At 64.2% G+C, this 22,637-nt stretch carries 19 protein-coding genes and 1 pseudogene; 7 read left to right on the top strand and 13 right to left on the bottom strand.

Annotation, left to right across the window (positions count from 1 at the left end; translation table 11 throughout):
• Positions 1 to 7: 7 nt before the first annotated feature.
• The 3 genes from QO259_RS06080 to QO259_RS06070 are packed head-to-tail and all read left to right on the top strand — an operon-like array spanning position 8 to position 1,671.
• Positions 8 to 487, top strand: a complete 480-nt coding sequence (locus QO259_RS06080) for a PTS sugar transporter subunit IIA (protein ID WP_035473898.1) — start codon at positions 8 to 10, stop codon at positions 485 to 487.
• A gap of 7 nt (positions 488 to 494) precedes the next feature.
• The gene (gene rapZ / locus QO259_RS06075; RefSeq protein WP_285952187.1) at positions 495 to 1,409 is read left to right on the top strand and encodes an RNase adapter RapZ; all 915 of its coding nucleotides are present in this window, start codon (positions 495 to 497) and stop codon (positions 1,407 to 1,409) included.
• On the top strand, positions 1,396 to 1,671 hold the full coding sequence (locus QO259_RS06070) for an HPr family phosphocarrier protein (protein WP_207037328.1): 276 nt from the start codon (positions 1,396 to 1,398) through the stop codon (positions 1,669 to 1,671). Before rapZ ends, QO259_RS06070 begins: the two co-directional genes overlap by 14 nt.
• Before the next feature lie 119 nt (positions 1,672 to 1,790).
• On the opposite strand, the gene pmbA is transcribed toward QO259_RS06070, so the two are convergent.
• On the bottom strand, positions 1,791 to 3,131 hold the full coding sequence (pmbA, locus tag QO259_RS06065) for a metalloprotease PmbA (protein ID WP_285952186.1): 1,341 nt from the start codon (positions 3,129 to 3,131) through the stop codon (positions 1,791 to 1,793).
• A gap of 102 nt (positions 3,132 to 3,233) precedes the next feature.
• On the opposite strand from pmbA, the gene yjgA reads away from it, so the two are divergent.
• The gene (gene yjgA / locus QO259_RS06060) at positions 3,234 to 3,725 is read left to right on the top strand and encodes a ribosome biogenesis factor YjgA (RefSeq protein ID WP_285952185.1); all 492 of its coding nucleotides are present in this window, start codon (positions 3,234 to 3,236) and stop codon (positions 3,723 to 3,725) included.
• A 39-nt stretch (positions 3,726 to 3,764) separates the two neighbouring features.
• Here the strand turns inward: yjgA and tldD are convergent, their stop codons facing one another.
• The 7 genes from tldD to QO259_RS06025 form a co-directional block, all read right to left on the bottom strand.
• Complete coding sequence (gene tldD, locus QO259_RS06055) at positions 3,765 to 5,219, bottom strand: metalloprotease TldD (protein ID WP_285952184.1); 1,455 nt, start codon at positions 5,217 to 5,219, stop codon at positions 3,765 to 3,767.
• 61 nt (positions 5,220 to 5,280) lie between these two features.
• The gene (locus QO259_RS06050) at positions 5,281 to 9,351 is read right to left on the bottom strand and encodes a YhdP family phospholipid transporter (RefSeq protein WP_285952183.1); all 4,071 of its coding nucleotides are present in this window, start codon (positions 9,349 to 9,351) and stop codon (positions 5,281 to 5,283) included.
• A gap of 4 nt (positions 9,352 to 9,355) precedes the next feature.
• Complete coding sequence (gene rng, locus QO259_RS06045) at positions 9,356 to 10,819, bottom strand: ribonuclease G (RefSeq protein ID WP_285952182.1); 1,464 nt, start codon at positions 10,817 to 10,819, stop codon at positions 9,356 to 9,358.
• Between the two features lie 175 nt (positions 10,820 to 10,994).
• Positions 10,995 to 11,594, bottom strand: coding sequence for a Maf family protein (locus QO259_RS06040; RefSeq protein WP_285952181.1), 600 nt, complete (start codon positions 11,592 to 11,594; stop codon positions 10,995 to 10,997).
• Positions 11,595 to 11,620: 26 nt separating this feature from the next.
• A complete protein-coding gene (gene mreD / locus QO259_RS06035) occupies positions 11,621 to 12,100 on the bottom strand; it encodes a rod shape-determining protein MreD (RefSeq protein ID WP_207037411.1) in 480 nt (159 codons plus the stop codon).
• Positions 12,101 to 12,102: 2 nt separating this feature from the next.
• Entirely contained in the window at positions 12,103 to 13,077 is a 975-nt protein-coding gene (gene mreC / locus QO259_RS06030; protein WP_285952180.1) for a rod shape-determining protein MreC, read from the bottom strand.
• Positions 13,078 to 13,128: 51 nt separating this feature from the next.
• Positions 13,129 to 14,166, bottom strand: a complete 1,038-nt coding sequence (locus QO259_RS06025; RefSeq protein WP_035473851.1) for a rod shape-determining protein — start codon at positions 14,164 to 14,166, stop codon at positions 13,129 to 13,131.
• A gap of 193 nt (positions 14,167 to 14,359) precedes the next feature.
• Between QO259_RS06025 and gatC the strand changes: the two genes are divergently transcribed.
• The 3 genes and pseudogenes from gatC (at position 14,360) to gatB (ending at position 17,657) form a co-directional block, all read left to right on the top strand.
• On the top strand, positions 14,360 to 14,650 hold the full coding sequence (gene gatC, locus QO259_RS06020; protein ID WP_035473853.1) for an Asp-tRNA(Asn)/Glu-tRNA(Gln) amidotransferase subunit GatC: 291 nt from the start codon (positions 14,360 to 14,362) through the stop codon (positions 14,648 to 14,650).
• Between the two features lie 90 nt (positions 14,651 to 14,740).
• Entirely contained in the window at positions 14,741 to 16,207 is a 1,467-nt protein-coding gene (gene gatA, locus QO259_RS06015; RefSeq protein WP_285952179.1) for an Asp-tRNA(Asn)/Glu-tRNA(Gln) amidotransferase subunit GatA, read from the top strand.
• A pseudogene (gene gatB / locus QO259_RS06010) lies at positions 16,207 to 17,657 on the top strand (Asp-tRNA(Asn)/Glu-tRNA(Gln) amidotransferase subunit GatB). The gene gatA and the pseudogene gatB overlap by 1 nt, the downstream one beginning before the upstream one ends.
• An 89-nt stretch (positions 17,658 to 17,746) precedes the next feature.
• Here gatB and QO259_RS06005 read toward each other — a convergent pair.
• From QO259_RS06005 to QO259_RS05985, 5 genes are all read right to left on the bottom strand, one after another.
• Entirely contained in the window at positions 17,747 to 18,175 is a 429-nt protein-coding gene (locus QO259_RS06005) for a hypothetical protein (RefSeq protein WP_285952178.1), read from the bottom strand.
• Between the two features lie 78 nt (positions 18,176 to 18,253).
• Positions 18,254 to 19,102, bottom strand: coding sequence for a tetratricopeptide repeat protein (locus tag QO259_RS06000; RefSeq protein ID WP_285952177.1), 849 nt, complete (start codon positions 19,100 to 19,102; stop codon positions 18,254 to 18,256).
• On the bottom strand, positions 19,099 to 20,340 hold the full coding sequence (locus tag QO259_RS05995; protein ID WP_285952176.1) for a hypothetical protein: 1,242 nt from the start codon (positions 20,338 to 20,340) through the stop codon (positions 19,099 to 19,101). Before QO259_RS05995 ends, QO259_RS06000 begins: the two co-directional genes overlap by 4 nt.
• 125 nt (positions 20,341 to 20,465) lie before the next feature.
• A complete protein-coding gene (locus QO259_RS05990) occupies positions 20,466 to 21,308 on the bottom strand; it encodes a tetratricopeptide repeat protein (RefSeq protein ID WP_285952175.1) in 843 nt (280 codons plus the stop codon).
• 1 nt (position 21,309) lies between these two features.
• A complete protein-coding gene (locus tag QO259_RS05985; protein ID WP_285952174.1) occupies positions 21,310 to 22,572 on the bottom strand; it encodes a hypothetical protein in 1,263 nt (420 codons plus the stop codon).
• Positions 22,573 to 22,637: the final 65 nt, after the last annotated feature.

The following is a 22,637-nucleotide window of genomic DNA, read 5'->3' as shown; positions in this document are numbered from 1 at the left end:
CCCGATGATCACTCTGGAAACCATTCTGCCCCCCGAACGCACCCTCTACGGTGTGACGGGGGGCAGCAAAAAGCGTCTGCTGGAATTCTTCAGCACCTTCATCGCCCAGAATACGCCCAGCCTGGACAGTCAGGAGGTGTTCAGCCGCCTGATAGGGCGCGAGCGCCTGGGCAGTACCGGCATCGGCAACGGGGTCGCCATTCCGCACGCGCGCAGCCCGCACTGCAAGACGCCGTTGGCCGGCTTCATGCGCCTCGAGGATGCCATCGACTTCGATGCCATCGACGGCGAGCCGGTGGATCTGGTGTTCGTGCTGCTGGTCCCGGAGGAGGCAGACGATGCCCATCTTTCGCTGCTGGCCGAGGTCGCCGGCATCATGAATCAAGGCAGCGTGCGCCAGAAGCTGCGTCAGGCCGGCTCGCAGCGCGCGCTCCACGACACGCTGGTCGACGCCATCCGCCATCACCAGGACAGCGAAGACGGATAGGGACTGCATGCGACTCGTCATCATCAGCGGCCGCTCGGGGTCGGGGAAATCCATTGCGCTGCAGGCGCTCGAGGATCTCGGTTACTACGCCATCGACAACCTGCCGGCCAACCTGCTGGCGCCGCTGATCGACGAGCTCAGGTCCGCGCCGCCCTCGCGGCCCAACGTGGCGGTGAGCATCGACGCACGCAACCTGCCGGAGGCGCTGGAGCGCTTTCCGGTGCTGCTCGAAGGTGTGCGCGAGCGTGGCATCGATACCCAGGTGGTCTATCTCACCGCCGATGCCAAGGTGCTGCTCGAGCGCTACTCGGCCACCCGCCGCCGCCACCCGCTGACCCGCGGCAATGACATGACGCTGGCCGAGGCGATCGACAACGAACAGGTCTATCTGGCGCCGATCCGACGGGTCGCCGATCTGGTGATCGACACCCGCGGCCTCTCGGTCCACGACCTGCGCGCGCGCATCAGCGAACAGGTGGCGCGCCACAGCGGCGGGCGCCTCACGTTGACCTTCGAGTCGTTCGGCTTCAAGCGCGGCGTACCGCTGGATGCCGACATGGTGTTCGACGTGCGCTGCCTGCCCAACCCCTTCTGGGACCCGAACCTGCGCGCGTTCGACGGCCGTGACGACGAGATCGTCACCTTTCTCGAGCAGTACCCCGATGTCCACGCCATGGCCGGCGATATTCATGCCTGGCTGATCCGCTGGCTGCCGGCCTATCTGGCCAGCCACCGCAGCTATCTCACCGTCGCGGTGGGCTGTACCGGGGGCCATCACCGCTCGGTCTATCTGATCGAGCGTCTGGCGCACCACTTCCGTCACGATGACGTCGACATCCGCCTGCGCCATCGCGAGCTCGGGGTGCATACCGCCCTCTCCGATGACGTCCCGGCCGAGCGGGGTGGTGATGCCCAAGCGTGAACGTGAACTGCGACTGACCAACCGCCGCGGCCTGCATGCCCGCGCCGCGACCAAGCTGGTGCAGTGCTGTCAGCCGTTCACCGCCCGGGTCGCGGTGCACCACGGCGACCGTATCGCCGATGCCGCCAATATCATGTCGCTGCTGATGCTGGCCGCGCCCTGCGGCACCCCGCTGGTGATCGTCACCGAGGGTGACGACGCGGAACCGGCGATGGAAGCGATCACCGCGCTGTTCGACGCCCGCTTCCACGAGGACGAATAGCCACAAGGACGAATAGCCACAAGGACGAATAGCCACGAGGACGAATAGCCCCGCGCTCAATATCTCCGTGCTCAACAGGCCCGCGCTCACGGGCCTACTCCCCTTTGGCTACCCCGCTCTTATTGGCCGGCGAGCGTCATCCCATCCACCAGCCAGCTGCCGGTGTGCACGCTGCCGCGGCGATCGATGTCGTCACCCACGCCCTGCAGGGCGGCGAACATCTCGCGCAGGTTACCAGCGACCGTGAACTCCTCCACCGGATGCGAAATCTCGCCGTTTTCCACCCAGAACCCGGCCGCCCCGCGCGAATAGTCGCCGGTGACCGGGTTGAGCCCCTGGCCCATCATCTCGGTGACCATCACCCCGGTGCCCATCTGACGCATCAGCGCTGCAAGCTCGGTGGTCGGCGCCTGGATGCGCACGTTGCGCGCGCCGCCGGCGTTGCCGGTGGTATGCAGGCCGAGGCGGCGAGCGCTGTAGGCCGACAGCATATAACTGGCCAGACGCCCCTGATCGATGAAGACATTGTCGCGGGTGGCCACGCCGTCGCCATCGAAGGCGGCACTCGCCAGGCCGCCGCGCTCGCGCGGGTGCTCGCCGAGGGAGAACCACTCGGGGAACAGCGTCGCGCCGAGCTGATCGCAGAGGAACGAGGACTCACGATAGAGCGCCCCACCGGCGATGCTGTTGAGCAGGTTGCCCACCAGCCCGCGCGCCATCTCCGGGGCGAACAGCACCGGGAAGCGGCCGGTACGCGGGCGCCGAGCATCGAGCCGGCGCAGGGTACGCTCGGCGGCGCTGATCCCGACCTGCTCGGGGCTGGCCAGGTCGCTCGCCCGGCGCGCCGTGGTGAAGTCGTGGTCACGCTGCATGCGCTCGCCGCTGCCGGCGATCAGCAGACACGATAGCGAGTGGCGCGTACCGCGGCGGCTGCCCAGAAAACCGTGGCTGTTGGCGTAGACCGTCACCGCTTCGGTCGACGACAGGCTGGCGCCCTCCGAATTGGTGATACCCGCACGCTCGCGGCCGGCCTGCTCGCAGCGCAGCGCCAGCTCGATCGCGGCATCGGTATCCAGGGCCCAGGGGTGATGCAGATCGAGATCGGGCAACTCGGTGGCCATCAGCGCGGCATCGGCGAGCCCCGCGGCGGGATCCTCGCCGGTATGCCGGGCGATCGCGATCGCCTTCTCGACCACCGCCCGCAGCGAGGCATCGCTGGCATCCGAGGACGACGCGTTACCCTTACGCTGGCCGACATAGACGGTGACCGCAATGCCCTGGTCGCGCGAGAGCTCGACGCTCTCGGTCTCGCCCAGGCGCACTCCCACACCGATCCCCTGATCGACACTGGCGCCCACCTCGCAGGCGTCGGCGCCCAGCTCGGCGGCGAGCGCCAGCGCCCGGGACGCCCGCTCCTCAAGGCGTGACTGCTGTTCGGCGGCATCGAAGGCCTGACTCATGGCAAACTCCTGATCTATGGTGCCCTGACCGCATCAACGGGCCTGGGCGAGCGGGCGGCGGCTGGTATACTGCGCCACCGACCCGCTGCAAATGGTAATGACATGACTTTCGAGGACGCTGCGCCCCCGAGCAAGACACAGCTCAAGAAAGAGATGCAGGAACTGCAGGCGCTGGGCGAACGCATCATCGCCCTCGACCCCGCAGTGCGCGCGCGGCTGCCGCTCTCCGACGAGATGATTGCCGCGGTGGAAGAGACCGGGCGCATCCGCTCCCACGAAGGGCGCCGGCGCCACATGCAGTACGTCGGCAAGGTGATGCGCAAGGAGGATCGCGAGGCGATCCGCGCCGCCTTCGAGGCGATCGACCAGGAGCAGGTCCAGCGCAATGCCGCCTTCCACCGCCTGGAGCAGTGGCGCGACCGCCTGATCGATGACGACGGCGCGCTGGAGCCGTTCATCGAAGCGCACCCCCACGTCGACCGCCAGACCCTGCGCCAGCTGATCCGCAACGCCCGCGCCGAGCGCCAGCGCGGCAAGCCGCCGGCCAGCGCGCGCAAGCTGTTCCAGCTGATCCGCGACACCGTGGGGCTGTGAGCCGCTCGCCGCGGCCGCCCGGCGACCGCGGCGCGTGACTCACGACGCGGTGCCACCGACGGTCAGCTCGTCGAGTTTCAGCGTCGGCTGGCCCACCCCCACGGGTACGCCCTGCCCCTCCTTGCCGCACACCCCGATCCCCGTGTCCAGGGCCATGTCGTTGCCGATCATGGAGACCCGCGACATCGCCTCGGGGCCATTGCCGATCAGGGTCGCGCCCTTGACCGGCGCGGTGATGCGCCCATCCTCGATCAGATAGGCCTCGGACGCCGAGAACACGAAGCGGCCCGAGGTGATATCGACCTGGCCGCCGCCGAAGCTGACCGCATAGAGCCCGCGCTTGACGCTCCTGACGATCTCCTCGGGGTCATCGTTGCCCGCCAGCATGCAGGTGTTGGTCATCCGCGGCATGGTCACGTGGGCGTAGGATTCGCGCCGCGCGTTGCCGGTCGGCTGCATGCCCATCAGCCGCGCGTTGAGCTTGTCCTGCATGTAGCCGGTGAGGATGCCATCCTCGATCAGCGGGGTGTACTGCCCGGGCGTACCCTCGTCGTCGATCGTCAGCGAGCCGCGGCAGTCGGCCAGGGTCGCATCGTCGACCACGGTGACACCGCGCGACGCGACCTGCTCGCCCAGGCGGCCGGCGAAGGCCGAACTGCCCTTGCGATTGAAGTCGCCCTCGAGACCGTGGCCCACCGCCTCGTGGAGCAGAATGCCGGGCCAGCCGCTACCCAGCACCACCGGCATCTGGCCCGCCGGCGCCGCCATCGCATCGAGATTCACCAGCGCCTGGCGCACCGCCTCGCGAGCGTAGCTGGTAGCGACACCGGCATCGCGCAGCCGGCTCATCGCATAGCGCCCGCCGCCGCCGGCACTGCCTCGCTCGCGGCGCCCATCGCGGGCCACGATCACATTGACGTTGAGACGTACCAGCGGGCGGATATCCGCCGCCAGGGTACCGTCGCTGGCGCACACCAGGACCACTTCATGCACCCCGGTCAGCGAGGCGCTGACCTGGGAGACCGCAGGGTCGGCGGCGCGTGCTACGCGGTCCGCCTCTTTGAGCATGGCGATCTTGTCTTCGGCCGAGAGCCCGCTGAGCGGGTCGATCCCGGCGTAGCGGGCGCTGGCGGCCACCGCCTGCACCGCCTGCGGCACCTGACGGCTGCCGCTGCGCGCGATACCCGAGGCGGTGCGGCCGGTCTCGGCGAGCGCATCGGCACTGATCTGGCTCGAGTAGGCAAACCCGGTCTTCTCGCCGGAGAGCGCGCGCACGCCGACCCCGCCGTCGATGCTGTAGCTGGCGTCCTTGACCTCGCCATCTTCGAGCACCCACATCTCGTGCCAGGTGCGCTGGAAGAAGAGATCCGCGTAGTCGATACCGTCCCCCATGGCGTGCCCCAGCCCAGCGTCCAGCGACGTCTGGTCGAGGCCACCCGGGGCCAGCAGCAGGCTCGAAGCCTGCTTCAAGGCGCTTTCGCTCATGTCTGTCATTGGGCGTTTTCCCGATTGTGGCAGCCGCGACGCGCGCCGAACACGCCCCGCGGCTGCCGGATTATTGGGCGCTTTCCACGCTGATGTCCGGCGCGGACCAGGGCCCCTGAATGCGATAGTGGACCTGGGTCACGTTGTCGATCCACTGGCCGAACAGCTGATGGAACACGAACAGCCCCAGGCCCACCTGCGGCGCTCCGGCCATGATCGCGACCAGCGGCAGGTTCTGGCTCACCGGCACCGTGATGCCCAGGCGCTGATCCAGCGTCTGGCGGTTGAGATCGACGCTACCCGATAGCGTGAAGCGCGTCGAGGTGCCGTCGACCACCAGCGGCCCGTCGCTCTGGATCACGCCGTTGTAGAGCGTGGCGCTACCCTTGAGCGTGTTGAAGGCGGTGCCACTGCTGGTGACATCGGAGAAGTCGAGCTTGAGCCGGCGCAGGATATTGTCGAGATTGAAAAGCCCCACCAGCTTGGCCGAGGAGGAGTGGACCTGGCGCAGACGGCCATTGCCCAGATCCAGCGCCAGCCGGCCACTCGTCAGCGGCAGCGCGAACTGCCACGGGGCCCCGGGCCAGGCCAGCTGCAGCCGCCCCTGGGCGCGCTCGCTGGTGATCGGCACCTGCTGGTCCAGCGCGGCGAAGGCGCTACCCAGATTTTTGCCTTCGGCCTGCAGGTTGGCGCGGGTGAGGCTGGCGCTCCCCGCGGCTTCCCAGAGCAGGTTGCCGGAGATGCCCATATCCCCCAGTGTCAGCTTCAGCGGGTCCAGCGTCAGGCCGCGCTCATCGGCACGCCAGCGCGTCTCCAGCGGCCCGAACTGCTGGCCCTGACGCTCGAAACGCGCGATCTTCACCTGCCCTGCCGGCACCCGGGCCAGCCCGTCAGGCAGGGCGATCGGCCGCGGCGCGGTCTCGATCTGGTTCAGTAGCGTCTGCCCCATCCCGGCGTCTTTACCACCCTCAGCCGGCTTGGGCGTCAATGCATCGAGGTTGAGACGTGCCAGCGACACGTCGATGGGCACCTCGGCGCGCGGCTGCCAGCGCGCGCGGCCCGCGGCGATCTCGCCATCCAGCGATAGCTGCCAGCCGCCGCCGGAGAGAGGCGAGGCATCGGCCTGCATACCACCGAGGCAGCGCCCCTCGACCAGGATGCACGGCGTCGCCAGCGCCACCCGCTTCAAACCGCCGCCATCGTTGACCGGCACCGCCGCGGGCTTGTCCAGGTCGTCGGTGATCGCGGTGGGCACCTCGCGCTTCTGCGCGGCATCTTCAGGCGCCGCCTGCAGTGACGTCAGCGCGCTGGCCCAGCGCCGGGTATCGAGCCGGTTGGGCCGCCACAGCACGTACCAGCCGGGCTCGCTGGGCCAAGCCGCCTCGGACCCGGGCCAGCCCTCGAGCCACACCTGCCCCTGCACCTGCTCGCCCAGCGTCCGCCAGCGCGCACGCCCCCAATCGGCCAGGGTGACCGTACCCGAGCCGGCGGCGATATCGGCATCGATGGCCAGCGGCTCGCGGTGCCCGGCCGCTTTGCCGAACGGTGCGGGCAGCTGAATGGCCAGCCCTTCGAGATCGCTGCGTACGGCGAGGCTGGCATTGTTCTGGGCATCGAAGGAGACCTCTGCCCGATACGGAAAGAAACCGCTGGCCAACCCGCCGACCCGCGCAAGCCCCGCCCAGCCGAGCAGCCCGCGGGCCAGGGCGCGGCCCTCGAAGGTGATACCCGAGCCCTTGGCGCCGCCGATATCGAAGGTCGCCAGCAGCGGGCCGTCGAAGGCGCGGGCGCCAAGCTCTCCCTGGAGATAATCCTCGCCCTGCTGATGCCGGTAGTGCAGCGGGCCGTTGATGCCGCCGAGGGTCAACTGCAGCTCCGGGAAGGTCAGCGACTCGACGTCGGCGTGCCCCTGGACGTCGACACTCAGATCTTTCTCGGCATCGCTGTCCGGCGTCATCGGCAGCGCGATGCTAAGCGCCGCGTCGACCTTGCCCTGGCTGCGCCACAGCCCGAAGGTGCGGCTGAGATCGTCGAGCGGTGCCTGGGACAGAAAGTCGAGCAGGCCCGCGCTGCTGCCACTGACGTCACCGTTAATCGCCAGCTGCCGGTCGGCCAGCGTGACCTCGGCATCACGAGTGGTCAGGCCGTGGCTGGTGGCATGGTCGATCTGTGCCTGCAGGTTCATGTTGTGCATCTGCAGATGGCCATAGACCTGCTCCAGCGCCGGCCAGTCGGGGGCGTACTGCAGCCGCCCATCGGCGATATCCAGCGCCAGCGTGAAGCGATCGTCGGGGTTGGAGAACATCTGCCCCTCGGGCGCCTCCTTGTTGCTCAGGGTGAGCGACAGCCCCAAGCGGCCCTGGGTGACCACGCCGCCGAGGTCGCCCCCCAGCCACTGCATCAGCTCGGGGTCGTCGAGGGCGCGTGTCGGCAGCCACGGCAACAGCCGCGTGCGCCGCGCATCGGCATCGGCGAAGCTGAGATCGAGCATGAAGGCGCCGGGCTTGTGCTCGGCATGGTAGAGAGTCAGCCCGAAGCGCCCACGGGCACTGGCCCCACGCCACCCGGCACGCAAGTGCTCGCCGCTGAGCACGACGCCATCGTGGGTCAGGTGCCAGTCGACCACCCCGCTGGCGGCGGAAAGGTCGAGCGGTTCGGCATACACCGAGGGGATCACGAAGCGAGTATCCGCACTGCCGGAGAACGTCACCCGGCCACCGCGCCCGCGGAAGGTCGCCCAGGCGTCGAAGGGCCCGCCACCCGGGGCGTCGTCCCAGGCCGAGACCGCGACCCGGGTGAGTGCCGCTTGGGCATACCACTCGCCGGCATCACGCCCCACCTCCAGGCCATTCACCCGACCCTGCGGTTCGAGCTTGCGCAGCGCCTTGAGTAGCGCTTCGGGCAGTGGCAACTGGCGCAGCGACGCCGCCATGCCGCCGAGGGCGAAGGGCGTGGTGCGCAACCACCAGCCCTGGGGCGTCGAGCGCGCCTGCAGACGCTGGGGCCAGCTCGGCAGCGACGTGGCATCCGTGGCAAGGTCCGCGCCGTTTGCGTTGCCGCCAGTGCTCGCCGCCGCCTGCGCGCCCTCTGCCTGGGCCAGACGCAGGTCGTCGGCCCAGGCCTGCCACTGGCCGTCGGCATCCCGGGTCAGCCCGCCCTTGATGCCGATATCGTGCAAGCCATGGGTCTTGCCATCGCTGCTGTCGACGACCTGTAGCGAGGGCACGTCGAGAGCCAGGCGTGCCTGGCGCAGCCCACCGTCGCGCCACTCGCCGCCGGCCGAAAGCTCGCCGTCGAGCGTCGTCAGCGTGCGCGGATAGGACTGCGTCAGCAGGTTCAGCAGCGGCGTCAGCGCCCCCAGATCGAGCCGGCTCTCGAAGCGCGCCACGGGCCCCGGGCTCCCACCACTGGCGCCCGCCCCAGCGGTCTCGATGGAGAGATGCAGCCGCCCCGCATCCGGAGCGTCCGCTGGCGTCGCCTCGTCCGACTTCGCTGCCGAACCCTCGCCGCGGTGATCTCCCTCCGCCTCGGCCAGGCGAGCGACCAGCGATGCCTTGCCGCCGCGGCTGGCCAGATCGAGCTGCGACAGCGTCAGCGCGCGGGTCTCGCCCTCGGCGTGCAGTACCAGGGTCAGGTCGTCGAGCGTCGCCTGCTGCTGGGCCAGCCAGGTGAGCCAGTGGTCGAGATCGGGTGCCGTCGCCCCAGCATTTTCGCCGCCACCGAACCAGCGACTGCCGGCGCCGTCGGGCCACCCCCAGGCCCCCTCGGCACTGCGATAGAGATGCAGCGTCAGGCCCTCGAGCGTCGCCGGCGCCAAGACCGGCGCGCGCTGATGCCAGCTGGCAAGGCTGTCGAGCCGCGCCTGGGCATGCGCCACCTGCAGCAACGGCTGGCCGCCCTGGCTCTCGAGTTCGAGATCGTCGATGCCCAGGGTCGGGTCGAGGCGCGCCAGCGAGAGCGACAGCCCCCCGAGGCTGCCCTGGGTCTCCAGGCGCGAATCGAGCCAATCCATCAGCGGCGGCGCCAGACGCTCGCTCTGCCAGGCCAGCAGGCGCACCCCGCTGACCGCCAGCGCCAGCATCAGGGCGAGCACGGCGACCAGCGTGAGCAGCCAGCGGAGGGTGATGCGCAGCGGGCTCATCGGGTTACATCAACACGATGTCGTACTGTTCCTGGGAGTAGTGCGCCTCGACCTGGAACCGGATCGTCTTGCCGATGAAGGATTCGAGATCCGCCACCGCCGCCGACTCCTCGTCGAGCAGGCGGTCGACCACGGACTGCGAGGCCAGCACCATGTAGGTCTCGGGCGAGTAGGCCCGCTCCTCGCGCAGGATCTCGCGAAAGATTTCGTAGCATATGGTTTCCGGTGTCTTCAGCGTGCCGCGCCCATGACAGGTAGGACAGGGTTCGCACAGCGTCTGTTCCAGACTTTCGCGGGTGCGCTTGCGAGTCAGCTGCACCAGGCCGAGCTCGGTGACACCGGTCAGCTTGTTCTTGGCGTGGTCGCGCTCGAGCGCCTTTTCCAGCACGCGCAGCACCTGGCGCTGATGCTCGAGCTCTTCCATGTCGATGAAATCGATGATGATGATGCCGCCGAGATTGCGCAGCCGCAGCTGCCGGGCGATCGCCGTGGCGGCCTCGAGGTTGGTCTTGAAGATCGTCTCTTCGAGATTGCGATGACCGACATAGCCACCGGTGTTGACGTCGATGGTGGTCATCGCCTCGGTCTGGTCGATCACCAGATAGCCGCCGGACTTGAGCTGCACCTTGCGCCCCAGCGCCTTCTGGATCTCATCCTCGACGCTGTAGAGGTCGAAGATCGGACGCTCGCCGGGGTAGTACTCGATGCACGACTCCACCGTGGGCATGAACTCGCGGGCGAACTCCTTGAGCTTGAAGTAGTTCTCGCGCGAGTCGATGCGGATCTTCTCGATCTGGTCGCGCATCACATCGCGCAGCGTGCGCACGAACAGCGGCAGGTCGTCATAGATCGGGCTCGGCGTGGGTGCGCTGATCCGGCGTTCGGCGACTTTCAGCCACAGCCGCTGCAAGAACACGATGTCCGCGAGCAGCTCATCGCGGCCCACCCCTTCCGCCGCGGTGCGGATGATGAAGCCGCCGTGCTGCGCGTCCTCCAGCTCGGACTGGCCGCCTGCGACCAGCGCCTTGAGGCGCTCGCGCTCGGCGTCGTCCTCGATCCGCTGGGAGACGCCGATATGCGGCGAGTCTGGCATGTAGACCAGATAGCGCGATGGAATCGAGAGATGGGTGGTCAGCCGGGCGCCCTTGGAGCCGATCGGATCCTTGGTGACCTGGACCACCAGCGACTGCCCGGCATGCAAGAGATGACTGATCGAGGCGGGCTCGGCCTGCGGCGAATCGGGCGCCACCACCTCATTGACATGGATGAAGGCAGCGCGTTCCAGCCCGATATCGACGAACGCCGCCTGCATCCCCGGTAGCACCCGCACCACCTTGCCCTTGTAGATATTGCCGACGATACCCCGGCGCCGACTGCGCTCGATGAAGGCTTCCTGCAGCACGCCGTTCTCGACCACCGCCACGCGGGTCTCCATCGGCGTCAGATTGATCAAAACCTCACCGCTCATGCGGGCATCCTTGTCACGGGTTGTCGGGCGCGGGTGGAATCCCTCGTCAGTTGCCGGTCCTGCTGCTGGCGATGTCTGTCTCGCTGCCAGGATTATGACACAGGCCCGGCACCCTCCCACAAGACAGGGCCACTCGGGTGCCCCACGCAAGTAGCCGCGCGCGCTGACAAGTGCGCTACAGCACCCGAATGCCCTGCGCCTCCAGGAGTTCCGCGGTCTCGTGGAGCGGTAGCCCGACCACCGCGGAGTAACTGCCCTCGAGGCGCTCGACGAAAATCGCCGCGCGCCCCTGCACCGCGTAGCCGCCGGCTTTGTCGGCCGGCTCACCGGTAGCCCAGTAGGCGGCCATCTCCGCTTCGCTGAGCGTGCGCAGCCACACCCGGGTCACCACCCGGCACTCGAGCAGCCCGCGGGGGCCGATCAGCGCCACCGCCGAGAGCACCCGGTGCTCGCGCCCGGAGAGCGCACGCCACATCGTGCGGGCGTGCGCCAGATCGCGCGGCTTGCCGAACACCTCGTCGTCACACACCACCACGGTATCCGCGCCCAGGGTCGGTAACGCACTACCGGCGTGACCCGCCAGCGCCTTCTCCCGCGCCAGCCGGCTGACGAAGGTCTCCGGGGTCTCGTCGCTACCGCGCGACTCGTCGATATCCGCCGGCGCGACCTCGACCGCGATGCCGATGCTGGCGAGGAGCTCGCGCCGGCGCGGCGAGGCCGATGCCAGCCGCAGCACCGGCGTGATAGCTTGGGAGGAAGAAGAGTGAGACGACATCGATATGGACTCCTGACCGCGCCGGCTCAGCCGATACCCAGGCGCCGCCTCACGGCCTGCATCATGGTGAACAGCCACGGCCACAGCAGCGCGCCGATCAGCGCCGGAATCAGAAACTCCAGACTCACCGAGATCGGGCCGAAGATGGTGCGCAGCCACTGCTCCACCAGCTGCCCGATGCCCAGCAGCACGAACACCAGTACCGCCTGCTGCCAGATCGAATAGACCCGGAAGCGCTGATAGAGCAGCAGGAAGAGGTAGGCCAGCAGCGACAGCGTCAGCGCGTTCTGCCCCAGCGGCGCGCCCTCGATCAGATCCAGCAGCAGGCCGAGCACGAAGCCGTGCAGCACCCCCACGCGCTGGGGTGTGGCCACGCACCAGTAGGCGAGCAGCACGCCGAGCCAGTCAGGGCGCCATACCAACCAGGCATCGGGCAACGGCATCACCTGCAGGCACAGCGCCAGCAGCAGGGTGAACCAGACGAACAGATAACCGAAGAGCCCCATACTCACGGCGCCCCCTCCGCTTGCAGACGCAGCGCTGCTTTCAGCGCCTCTTCACTGATCCGATGGGCGTCCGGATGCGCCGGATCCCCCGGCCACATGATCTGACGTGCCATGCTCTCGGGGTCGCCCAGCCCGCTCGCATCCGGCGGCGCAGGCGGGAACAGCAGCAGGAAGTAGCGCGAACGCTCCGGCTGGGCGATCGGCTCGGCGGTCACTTCCATGAACGCCTGACTCGACTCACGCTTGACCCGGGTGACCCGCGCCACCGGATAACCCTGGGGAAAGCGCCCACCCAGCCCGGAGGTGACCAGCAGGTCGCCCTCGCGGATATCGGCGGTGGCCGGCACGCTGGGGATATTCAGCGTGTCCAGCTGGCCGGTACCCTGGGCGATGAAGCGCAGACCGTTGCGGTTGATCTCCACCGGCACCGCGTGGTTGGCGTCGGCCACCATCAGCACGCGGCTGGTGTAGGCGGAAACCGAGACCACCTGACCGATCAGCCCCGAGGCGTCCATCACCGGCTGGCCGATATAGACACCGTCACGTCGCCCGCGGTTGATCACCATCTGCTGGGTGAAAGGGTCGGAGTCCAGCGACAGCAGCTCCGCGGTGATGTAGGGCACGTCATCGGGGTTGGGCGCATTGAGGAGTTCGCGCAGGTGCACGTTCTCGGCGGTCAGGCTGGCCATGCGCTGGACCCGGTTGGAGAGCGTCAGCAGCTGCTCGCGCAGGCGGCCGTTCTCGTCGATCAGGCTCTGCTTGTCGGAGAACGCCATGGCGCCCCAGCGCACGCCCTCACTGGGCAGGCTCACCAGCCACTGAATGGGCGCGACGATGGAGGTCATATGGGAACGGGCCGACTCCACCGCGCTGAAGCGGTGTTCGGCAAACATCAGCCCGAATGCGAGCACCGCACACAGCAGCATGCGGTACGTCGGCACCGGACCGTAGGAGAACAGCGGTTTGATAGGCCTCACCCCCGCCTACCGGTGACCGGGCCGCAGGCGCGGCGCCGGTCGCGGATGGCCTCAATCGCTGGAGAGCAGTTCGAAGGTGTGCTGGTCGATCATCTCCAGCGCCTTGCCGCCGCCACGCGCCACGCAGGTGAGCGGGTCTTCGGCGATGATCACCGGCAGGCCGGTCTCCTCGGCGATCAGTTTGTCGATGTCGCGCAGCAGCGCCCCACCGCCGGTGAGCACCAGGCCGCGCTCGGCGATATCCGAGGCTAGTTCCGGCGGCGACTGCTCCAGCGCGCTCTTGACCGCGGCGACGATCGCCGCCAGCGGCTCCTGCAGCGCGTCCAGAATCTCGTGGGAGTTGAGCGTGAAGCTGCGCGGAATGCCTTCGGCCAGGTTGCGCCCGCGCACGTCGATCTCGCGCAGCTCGCCGCCGGGGTAGGCACAGCCCACCTCTTCCTTGATCCGCTCGGCGGTGGCTTCACCGATCAGGCTGCCGTAGTGGCGCCGCACGTAGGAGGTGATCGCCTCGTCGAAGCGGTCGCCGCCGATACGCACGGACTCGGAGTAGACCACGCCGTTGAGCGAGATGATCGCGATCTCGGTGGTACCGCCACCGATGTCCACGACCATCGAGCCCTGCGCCTCCTCGACCGGCAGGCCGGCGCCGATGGCCGCGGCCATCGGCTCTTCGATCAGATAGACATCGCGGGCGCCGGCACCTTCGGCCGACTCCTTGATCGCACGGCGCTCGACCTGCGTCGACATGCAGGGAACGCACACCAGCACGCGCGGGCTGGGCGTGAGAAAGGTGCTCTGATGCACTTTGCGAATGAAGTGCTGCAGCATCTGCTCGGTAACGGTGAAATCGGCGATGACACCATCCTTCATGGGACGGATGGCAGTGATGTTACCGGGCGTGCGCCCCAGCATCCGCTTGGCGTCGAGACCGACGGCGGCGACGCTACGCATGTTACCGGATTGGCGAATCGCCACGACGGAGGGTTCGTCCAGGACGATACCGCGACCGCGGACATAAATCAGCGTGTTGGCAGTTCCCAGGTCGATCGACAGATCGCTCGAGAACAGCCCCCGTAAACGTTTAAACATGGAAACTTTTACCTAGTCCAGACCGGAACCCTGTGCGGACGCAAACGGTATCATCGTGGGGGGGAAGCAGCAAGCGCGCGCCTGCCAGTTCGGGGCCGAATATGCTAAGGTTCGCCCCATTTCTCGGCCTATCTCAACGGCACGTTTTTTGGGCCCCGTTTTCCACTCCTTTTCGAGACGAGGAACGACACTCATGGCAATCGAACATGCGGACGTATTGAGAGCCGCGCACCTGGCACGTCTGGGCATCAACAGCGATGCCGAGGCGGCCGGCTACGTCGACGATCTGTCGCGCATCCTGGAGATGGTCGACCGCCTCCAGGCCGTCGATACCCAGGGCATCGAACCGCTGTCGCACCCGCTCGACACCACCCAGCGCCTGCGCGCCGACGAGGTGACCGAGGAGAATCAGCGCGAGCGCTTCCAGGCCTGCGCGCCGGCCACCGCCGAGGGCCTCTATCTGGTCCCCCGAGTGGTCGAGTAAAACGCCCGCGCAGCACACTTCTTCCAGGCCGGCGCCGCGCGCCGCCCACGGTTCCATAGCCAGACCCGTATCTAGACAGGGACTCTCTCCATGCACGAGATGACGCTCACGGAACTCGCCAAGGGCCTCAAGGCCGGCGATTTTTCCAGCCGCGAGCTCACGACCAGCCTGCTCGACCGCATCGAGCGCCTGGATGGCGAACTCAACACCTTCATCACCGTGACCCGCGATCAGGCACTGGCCGCGGCCGATGCCGCCGACCAGGCCCGGGCGCGCGGTGACGAGCGCCCGCTGGCCGGGCTGCCGCTGGCACTCAAGGACATCTTCTGTACCCGCGGCGTGCGCACCAGCTGCGGCTCGAAGATGCTAGACAACTTCGTCTCGCCCTATGACGCCACGGTGGTCGAGAAGCTCGAGGCGGCCGGTATGGTCAGCCTGGGCAAGACCAACATGGACGAGTTCGCTATGGGCTCCTCCAACGAGAACAGCTTCTACGGGGCGGTCAAGAACCCGTGGGACAAGAGCGCCGTGCCCGGCGGCTCCTCCGGCGGCAGCGCCGCCGCGGTCGCCGCCGGCTTCACCCCGGCGGCGCTGGGCACCGACACCGGCGGTTCGATCCGCCAGCCCGCCGCCTTCTGCGGCGTGACCGGGCTCAAGCCGACCTACGGCCGCGTCTCGCGCTACGGCATGATCGCCTACGCCTCGAGTCTCGATCAGGGCGGACCGATGGCGCGCAGCGCGGAAGACTGCGCGCATCTGCTCGGCGCCATTGCCGGTCACGACCTGCGCGACTCCACCAGCGTGGCCCGGGTGGTGCCCGACTACCTGGCCGAGCTCGACACACCCCTCTCCGGGCTCAAGATCGGCCTGCCCAAGGAGTATTTTGGCGACGGCCTCGACCCGGAAGTGGAGCGCGCGGTGCGCGAAGCGATCGGCGTCTACGAGTCGCTCGGCGCCAAGGTGTGCGAGGTGAGCCTGCCGCACACCCACCTGGCGATCCCGGCCTACTACGTCATCGCCCCGGCGGAAGCCTCCTCGAACCTCTCGCGCTACGACGGTGTGCGCTTCGGCCACCGCTGCAACGCCCCGGCGGATCTCGAGGATCTCTACAAGCGCTCCCGCGCCGAAGGCTTCGGTGACGAGGTCAAGCGGCGTATTCTGATCGGCACCCACACCCTCTCCGAGGGCTTCTTCGACGCCTATTATCGCAAGGCCCAGCAGGTCCGCCGGCTGATCCGCCAGGACTTCCTCGACGCCTTCGACGAGGTCGACGTGCTGATGGGCCCGGCCGCACCGACCCCGGCGTTCGATCTCGGCGCCAAGAAAGACCCGGTGTCGATGTATCTGCAGGACATCTACACCATCGCCATCAACCTGGCCGGCATCCCGGGCATCAGCGTACCCGCCGGTTTCTCCGCCCAGGGCCAGCGGCCGATCGGCCTGCAGATTCTGGGCCAGCACTTCGCCGAAGCGCAGCTGCTCAACGTGGCGCATCAATTCCAGCACGCGACCGATTGGCATCGCCGCCACCCGAGCCTCGACCAGGAGACGATCTAATGCAGTGGGAAACCGTCATCGGGTTGGAAGTGCACGTGCAGCTGGCGACCCAATCCAAGATCTTTTCCGGCGCCTCCACCGCCTTCGGTGCCGAACCCAACACCCAGGCCTGCGCCATCGACCTGGGGCTGCCCGGGGTGCTGCCGGTGCTCAACGAAGGCGCGGTGGCGATGGCGGTCCAGTTCGGGCTCGCCATCGACGCGCACATTCCCGACACCTCGCTGTTCGAGCGCAAGAACTACTTTTACCCCGACCTGCCCAAGGGCTATCAGACCAGCCAGATGGCCCAGCCCATCGTCGGCAAGGGTGAAGTCGAGATCGTGCTGGATGACGACGTGCGCAAGCGGATCCGCATCCACCACGCCCACCTGGAAGAGGACGCCGGCAAGTCGCTGCACGAAGACTTCCACGGCATGAGCGGCATCGATCTCAACCGGGCCGGCACGCCGCTGCTGGAGATCGTCTCCGAACCCGACATGCGCTCGGCCAAGGAAGCGGTCGCCTATCTGCGCGCGATCCACGCCATCGTCACCTATCTGGGCATCTCCGACGGCAACATGGCCGAGGGCTCGATGCGCTGCGACGTCAACGTCTCGGTACGCCCCAAGGGCCAGGAAGCCTTCGGCACCCGCGCCGAGATCAAGAACGTCAACTCCTTCCGCTTCGTCGAGCGCGCGATCGAGTTCGAGGTCGAACGCCAGATCGAGCTGATCGAGGATGGCGGCAAGGTCGTGCAGGAGACCCGGCTCTACGATCCGGACCAGGACGAGACCCGCAGCATGCGTACCAAGGAGGAAGCCAACGACTACCGTTACTTCCCCTGCCCCGACCTGCTGCCGGTGATGCTCGACAGCGCCTATATCGAGCACCAGCGCGCCACCCTGCCGGAACTGCCCACCGAAAAGCGCCACCGTTTCGAGAACAGCCTGGGGCTCTCGGCCTACGACGCTGGCGTGCTCTCCGCCACGCGCCCCACTGCCGAGTACTTCGAAGCGGTGCTCGCGGTGTGCGGCGACGCCAAGCAGGCGGCCAACTGGGTGCAGGGCGAGCTCTCCGGCCATCTCAACCGCGAGAATATCGACATCAGCAACAGTCCGGTCACCCCGGAGCAGCTCGGGGGCTGGTCAGCCGCGTGCTCGACGACACTATCAACGGCAAGGCGGCCAAGCAGGTCTTCGCGGCGCTCTGGAACAACGAAGGCCAGAGCGCGGACGAGATCATCGAGGCACGCGGGCTCAAGCAGGTCACCGACACCGGCGCCATCGAAGCGATGATCGACCAGGTCATCGCGGATAGCCCGGTACAGGTCGCCCAGTACCGCGACGCCGATCCGGAGAAGCGCGGCAAGATGATCGGCTACTTCGTCGGCCAGGTGATGAAAGCCTCCCGCGGCACCGCCAACCCGCAGCAGGTCAACGGCCTGCTCAAGCAGAAGCTGGACGAGGCCTGAGTCGGCACTACCTGACAAACCAGCCCTGCCCCAATGCAAACGCCCATGGCCAAGGCCATGGGCGTTTGTGTGTTGGTGATGCCATCGGCCTAGGCCGCCTCGGTGTGCACCCGCTGCCGCAAGGCCAACGTGCACCGCTCGCGATCCTCTTTGGCCAGGCTCTTGAGCGGGATCTTGAGCTTGCCTTCGCCGGAACCGTCTTTGCGGTAGTAAAGCACACACTCGCGCGGGGTCACTTCGACGCGCGCCAACTGGTCGAGCGCAAGGGTCGTACGCGGACGGATGATCGCCAGTTTGACCGAGACATGCTCATCCGTGAGCCGGACGATAGGATTGAACTGGAACCAGAGCCCAGCCACGATCAGGGCGCAAGCGATGAGGATGGGCGCACCTGGAAAAATCGGCGAACTGGGAATCGCCAACAGCGACGCGAGCAATAACCCACCCCCGCCGCACAGCGCGATAAGCGAGGAGATCTTAGCGTAAAAAGCTTGATCCGGATTTTCTTGGCCTGGCATAAAAATCACCCCTTATCGTTAGACAGCCTGACGTTAACTTATGACTTATCACCACACACCAGCACTTACATGAAAGTTTCAGTTGGCGCGCCGAATAAAACCACCGCCCACCTGAACATTGTGCTCTTTCTGCCACTCTTTGGATTGACGAAGAGCTTCGTCGATCTGTTCTTGAGTCATTTCCTTGGCAACGCGTTGCTTATCATCAACCCCAGCGGTACCACTTAGATCATAATACTTATAAGCACTAACCAAATCCACACTTGTGCCAACCCCTTTCTCGTAGTAGCCGGCCAAGTAGTGAAAATTAATTATTTTATCTGGCTCGTATTTTGAAAACGCTGATTTCTTAGCCCAATAAAAAGACTTTTTTTCGTCCACTGCCACCCCAATGCCTTTGCGATAAATAGCCGACAGGGCTCCAGCAGATTGAGTATCTCCAGCATCAGCCGCTTTGCTTAACCAAAAAACAGCCTTTTCCATGTTTTTCGGATATAACCCCTTCCAAGAGCGCCCCAAATACGCCCTTCCTAACATTCTCTGAGAAAGAATGTAGCCATCTTTTGCCGTGTCAGTCGCAAGCCCCCTTGCCTTGTCCAGATCTTTGTCCAAACAAACACCATCATAATACATCGTAGCCAATGTGAACCCAGCATCAACAACATTCGCCTGCCAGGCTTTCTGCAACAATGACACCGCCTTGCGACAATCTTTTCTCACATTAAATTCTTGATCTCCATTCACATACAAGACACCAAGCAAATATTGTTTCAGATGCTTATCATCGCCACTCAAGCCCTTCAAACGATCCTCTGAAAACCGATCATAAGCAGCATTGAATTCACGGCCAGTGGGGTCGTTGTAAAAAATTCCCGCATGAACATAATTTACAGCAAACAAAAAAAGAAATACAAGCATCAATCTCATTGAGGAAGCTCCATTAGGAAAACATCAGAGCTGCCAAGTGCAGCACGAGACGTCTTCAGATTTATAGACAGAGTAGCCATATCAGAGAGTTCTTTCCGAGTGTAAGCCTGGCACCATTCCATACTATAACCATCATCCACCTCAACGAATTGTGGGGTATCGGAAGATCCCGTACTTTGGTCTTGTCCACGTTTTCTCTCAGAAGACAACCCACTGACTCCGCCAGTACGCTTATAAGACCAAGCATATGTATAGTCACGCAGATTCGCGACACCAAGCTCAACATCAAGCTCCATAAAATCCAACTTTGGAACCCTGACCTTTAAATTAATCTTTACAAGACTTCTCTCAGCCTTAGAATTCCGAAACCCCTTGAAAGTCGTACCCAATATGCCATGACTGCTAACAACATCTACATCTTTCTCCCTAAACTCCTGCTCCCATGACAACTCGACAACCAGCCCCTCAAAGACCATCTCCAGCGAGCTTTGCTCCGACGCCATATCGTCGAACGGCAGGACCTGCATATCTTCTCGTTCCGATGGCTTCCCGAGAATGCTTCGGTTCACCCACATCTGCACCGCCGGAGACACCATAGTAACGAATATAAAGCCCACCAGGAGTGTCACAAGACCGACGAACAGACCTACGAAAACACCGACGACTGTACTTGCGCTGATCACGACGATCGAAGCAATGCCAGCGAGAACCCCAACACCGCCGACAATCATGCCATAGTGGCCGGTAAGACTCTGACCTGTCTTGTTGGCCTCGTTGGCTTCCGTCAACTTCTTCAGGCCATCCCAGATCGAGATCATGCCACCCGCCGCGCCGAGCACGTCACTGACAAAGGCCCATTTAATCCCACCGATCACCGCGCCTTCTGTCGACAGGCCCAGGCTCGCCATGCGGATCTTGTGGTAGCCTTCGATCCCCGCCATCGCGCCGCTCGCCACGCTGATACCCGAGCCGATGATCTTGCTCCAGTCAGCGCCCTCTTCATCGTCCACGAAGGCGCCTTCTTGCCAGGATACGATCAGGCTCCATAGCACCAGGCAGGCACCGGCAACCTGGCCACTGCCCTTGTGGGCGCTGAACAGGGTGTTACCGATATCCCGGGCGTTCTGCGCCAGATCACCCAGCCGCTGCTGTTCATCCTCTGGCGTATAACTGCCTGGTAGGGCGGGAGGTTCGTCACTCTCCCCCGTCACCGCGTTGATATCCACGTAGAATGGCAAGGCAATCCGTACCGTTCTGTCGCTATCCGCAACCGGGGCGGAGAGCTCCCAACAAAAAACCCATGACCAATGCCATGGGTCTTAATTCTAAAGTCACACGCTACAATCTTGGCAAAACAACAACTTCAATTGGCGCGCCGAATAAAACCACCACCCACCTGAACATTGTGCTCTTTCTGCCATTCTTTGGACTGACGAAGAGCTTCGTCGATTTGCTCCTGAGTCATTTTCTTGGCGATACGCTGTTTGCCTTCCACACCAGCAGTACCGCTCAAGTCATAGCACTTATACGCTTTAACAAGATCCACCTTCGTACCAATACCATTCTCGTAGTATTCTGCCAAAGGCAAAAAATAACCTTGAGACATATTGTATTTTAAACTAACAGAGCGCTCCCTCCATTTATATGCTTCCGAATAATTTCTATCCACCCCTACACCTTTCTCGTATATGTATGCCAGACCAAACGCAGATTTGGCATCTCCAGAATCGCTTGCTTTTTTTAACCAGTAAATAGATTTTTCCATATTCCTAGAGACAAGATCACCGTAATTCTGCCCCCAGTAGGCTCTTCCCAAGACCGACTGAGCCGACAAGAGCCCAAGCTTGGCCGAAGAAACCAACAAATCCAGCGCTTTAGCATTATCCTCTTTAACACCCAAACCACTATAGTACATAGTAGCCAGGATATAGCCAGCATCCGCAACATCAGCTCCCCACGCCTTCTCTAGATAACAGACCGCTTTGTTGTAGTCTGCTTTAATGCTCATTTCCGACGAGCCATCCAAATACAAAACCCCAAGAGCATAAGCAGCCTTTGCATCACCTGCTTCCTCGGCCTTCTTAATCTCAGAAGCCCCCTTTAAATAATATTCATCAAGCCATGCCTCTCTGGGATCTTGGGATATAACCTCACAAAAAGCCACAAGGGGAAACAGAAGCAAAAAAACAAAAGCACCTATCTTCACATCATATCTCCATCGTAAAAGTATCTGTGATCGAACGGGCCTTGGCGAACAGGCTTATATCCAAACTGTATCTACCTGAACCTCTTGATACCTGACTAGAAGCTTTCAATGTATAGCTTTTCAGCTCTTTAACGACTTCAATATCGCCATCATCGCTTTTTGACATTCTCGAATCCCGACCACGCTTCTTCGTCAAAGAGTTTTTATCACCGAAATACGAACCTGATACGAGATCATTACCTGAAGCATCGTACAACCTAACGGATATTGAAAAACTGTCAAAGCTAGGAACTTCGACTTTTGTTTCTATTCTCACCAAACTCGCAACACGTTCTTCTTCCGCTTGCCGCGCACTTGCATCCGAACTTATCCCCAAGGCACCGCCACCTTGAGAACCTGTACCCATATAATTTGCCGGGTTAGGCCTGACAGGCTCCCAAGACAACTCCACCAGCACCCCTTGGAACACCATTTCCAGCGAGCCCTGCTCGGACGCCATGTCGTCAAATGGCAGGACCTGCATTTCCTGCTGTGCCGATGGCTTCCCGAGAATGCTTCGGTTCACCCACATCTGCACCGCCGGAGACACCATAGTAACGAATATAAAGCCCACCAGGAGTGTCACAAGACCGACGAACAGACCTACGAAAACACCGACGACTGTACTTGCGCTGATCACGACGATCGAAGCAATACCGGCGATAACCCCAACCCCGCCGACGATCATGCCATAGTGGCCGGTAAGACTCTGGCCTGTCTTGCTGGCCTCGTTGGCTTCAGTCAACTTCTTCAGGCCATCCCAGATCGAGATCATGCCACCCGCCGCGCCGAGCACGTCGCTGACAAAGGCCCATTTAACCCCACCGATCATCGCGCCTTCTGTCGACAGGCCCAGGCTCGCCATGCGGATTTTGTGGTAGCCTTCGATCCCCGCCATCGCGCCGCCCGCCAAGCTGATACTAGATCCAATGATCTTGCTCCAGTCGGCGCCCTCTTCCTCATCCTCGAAGGCACCTTCTTGCCAGGAGACGATCAGGCTCCATAGCACCAGGCACGCACCGGCAACCTGGCCACTCCCCTTGTGGGCGCTGAACAGGGTGTTGCCGATATCCCGGGCGTTCTGCGCCAGATCACCCAGGCGCTGCTGTTCATCCGCTGGCGTATAGCTATCAGCCGGTATCTGTGCACCACTACCCCCCGTCACCGCTTTGATATCCACGTAGACTGGCAAGGCAATGCGTACCGTTCTGTCGCTATTCGCCACCGGGGCGGAGAGATTCCAATGAAAAACCCATGACCAATGCCATGGGTTTTAATTAAAACTTCACA

Origin of the sequence: Salinicola sp. JS01 (assembly GCF_030284585.1) — a bacterium.
Classification (GTDB): Bacteria; Pseudomonadota; Gammaproteobacteria; order Pseudomonadales; family Halomonadaceae; genus Salinicola.
The sequence above is the reverse complement of the archived record's forward strand: the minus strand, read 5'-3'. Positions and strand labels throughout refer to the sequence as shown.

Excerpts from the sequence above, each read along its gene's own strand:
- rapZ (WP_285952187.1), top strand. The coding sequence starts at position 495 with ATGCGACTCGTCATCATCAGCGGCCGCTCGGGGTCGGGGAAATCCATT.
- QO259_RS06005 (WP_285952178.1), bottom strand. The coding sequence starts at position 18,175 with ATGCCAGGCCAAGAAAATCCGGATCAAGCTTTTTACGCTAAGATCTCC.
- QO259_RS06000 (WP_285952177.1), bottom strand. The coding sequence starts at position 19,102 with ATGAGATTGATGCTTGTATTTCTTTTTTTGTTTGCTGTAAATTATGTT.
- yjgA (WP_285952185.1), top strand. The coding sequence starts at position 3,234 with ATGACTTTCGAGGACGCTGCGCCCCCGAGCAAGACACAGCTCAAGAAA.
- gatC (WP_035473853.1), top strand. The coding sequence starts at position 14,360 with ATGGCAATCGAACATGCGGACGTATTGAGAGCCGCGCACCTGGCACGT.
- QO259_RS06050 (WP_285952183.1), bottom strand. The coding sequence starts at position 9,351 with ATGAGCCCGCTGCGCATCACCCTCCGCTGGCTGCTCACGCTGGTCGCC.
- QO259_RS06070 (WP_207037328.1), top strand. The coding sequence starts at position 1,396 with ATGCCCAAGCGTGAACGTGAACTGCGACTGACCAACCGCCGCGGCCTG.
- tldD (WP_285952184.1), bottom strand. The coding sequence starts at position 5,219 with ATGACAGACATGAGCGAAAGCGCCTTGAAGCAGGCTTCGAGCCTGCTG.
- mreD (WP_207037411.1), bottom strand. The coding sequence starts at position 12,100 with ATGGGGCTCTTCGGTTATCTGTTCGTCTGGTTCACCCTGCTGCTGGCG.
- QO259_RS06025 (WP_035473851.1), bottom strand. The coding sequence starts at position 14,166 with ATGTTTAAACGTTTACGGGGGCTGTTCTCGAGCGATCTGTCGATCGAC.
- QO259_RS06040 (WP_285952181.1), bottom strand. The coding sequence starts at position 11,594 with ATGTCGTCTCACTCTTCTTCCTCCCAAGCTATCACGCCGGTGCTGCGG.
- rng (WP_285952182.1), bottom strand. The coding sequence starts at position 10,819 with ATGAGCGGTGAGGTTTTGATCAATCTGACGCCGATGGAGACCCGCGTG.
- gatA (WP_285952179.1), top strand. The coding sequence starts at position 14,741 with ATGCACGAGATGACGCTCACGGAACTCGCCAAGGGCCTCAAGGCCGGC.
- pmbA (WP_285952186.1), bottom strand. The coding sequence starts at position 3,131 with ATGAGTCAGGCCTTCGATGCCGCCGAACAGCAGTCACGCCTTGAGGAG.